Source organism: Schnuerera sp. (genome assembly GCF_035459645.1).
In the GTDB taxonomy this organism is placed as follows: domain Bacteria; phylum Bacillota; class Clostridia; order Tissierellales; family Tepidimicrobiaceae; genus Schnuerera.
In genome coordinates this window covers 1-1,686 of sequence record NZ_DATHXO010000509.1, presented here as the reverse complement: position 1 = coordinate 1,686, position 1,686 = coordinate 1, and the positions used below count along the sequence as shown (strand labels likewise).

Below are 1,686 nucleotides of genomic sequence, written 5' to 3'. Positions count from 1 at the left end.
TTCTACTATCAGAATTTACATTGTTAGATATTAATATCTTTATACTCTTTTGCTTTATTGCATATAATAACCGGTTGATACCACCAAGCTCAATTCCAGCGTTCCCTTCATATATAGTCTCTTTGTTGTCTGACCCTTCTGGATAATCAAATTCCTTCTCATCAGTATTCACTATTATATAATCATTAGTAGCTTCACCAAAATATATCTCCGGTCTATTGATTTCCAAATCCACATCTGTAACAGGCGGAATATTTTTTACTAATAATTCAGGTTGACCATTTTCTGTTACAGCATTTACTGGAGACAAAGCAATGCCATATCCATGAGTATATTTTAAATGTTTATTGATCCAAGTTTTAGTTTGAAGATTCCTTTGTTCTAATTCTCTAGCAGCTAAAAACACTTGAGTATACATTCCATCAATATTATACCTATCTATGTCTACACTATTAAAAGAATAATAAAGTCGTATAGCTTGTAGCTGATTATATACCTGAGTTATAGGCCTATAGTCATTAATTCTAATATTATTTACTATCTCTTCATTTTTACTCAAATCTTCTTTAGTTAGATCTTGTTCTACAGGAAACTCCCTTTCTTCCACCATATCTAATCCATAAGCCTTTTGGGTATAATCTATATTATATTCTAAATATTTTCGTTCCTTAGATATTTCATTAGGTTCTACTATAAATCTCTGAACAACAACACTTCCAACATTCCCTATTATAGAAATAGCTAATAATAGTAATGGTCCTATCAAAGCCCTCTTTATATTCTTTTTCATAATTCCATATAAGAATATAAAAGCAGAAACTATTGAAACTACAGCCATAATTCTATAAACCCACAACATTACATTAACATCTGTAAAGCTGGCTCCATAGGCAACGCCCCTTGGAGAATATAGCAATTCATAAGTATTAATATAATAATTGATACCTAAAATTATAAATACTAAAAAACCAAGGATTCCAATTCTAAATAAAACATTTTTAACAGATTCTCTATTAAAAAATTTATTAATACTATTTCCTACTGGTCTACCATCCATATCAAATATATTTTGTTTTTGGTAAGTGTCTCCAGTTGACCTTCTAAAAGTAAATAAAATTATATAAAGACCAATGGTTAATACTATCAACATCAGCAATATTAAAAATAGTAAACTGATTATTTCTTTGATTAGTGGTAGACTAAATATATAAAAGGATAAATCCTTATTAAATATTGGATCTGCTAAATTGAAATTTGTACTATTTGTAAATTGCAATATACTAAACCATAGATTACCTGCAAATACAGCAGAAACAAATACTGAAATTAAAGCAGATGCCAAACCTAATACTAAATTGAGCCTTTTCTCCCCTTTTTTTGGTGGACTTACTTGTATTTCCTTATAATAACTTTCTTTAATGTATATTAAATAAAAATATATTACACCAAAAAGTATTATAAATGTAGGTATTCCAATTTTAAACTGGGTGAAGACCCTTGTTAAAAACGATTTAGTATATCCTAAATCATTGAACCATTGATAATCAGTAATGAAATCTATTATAGCAGTAAAAGAATTTGCTATAATCAATACTAAAATGATAACGGCACCTATTAAATAACCCTTTCTTTTCTTCAAAAAAACACTCCTTCCAAATAAAACTATTATTATACGATTATATCATA

The 1,686-nt window shown here is 28.0% G+C and carries 1 protein-coding gene; it reads right to left on the bottom strand.

Going from position 1 to position 1,686, the window contains the following annotated elements; genetic code table 11:
* The coding region (locus VK998_RS11830) for a UPF0182 family protein (protein ID WP_325228583.1) at window positions 1-1,639 on the bottom strand (1,639 nt) is incomplete at its 3' end.
* Window positions 1,640-1,686 lie beyond the last annotated feature (47 nt).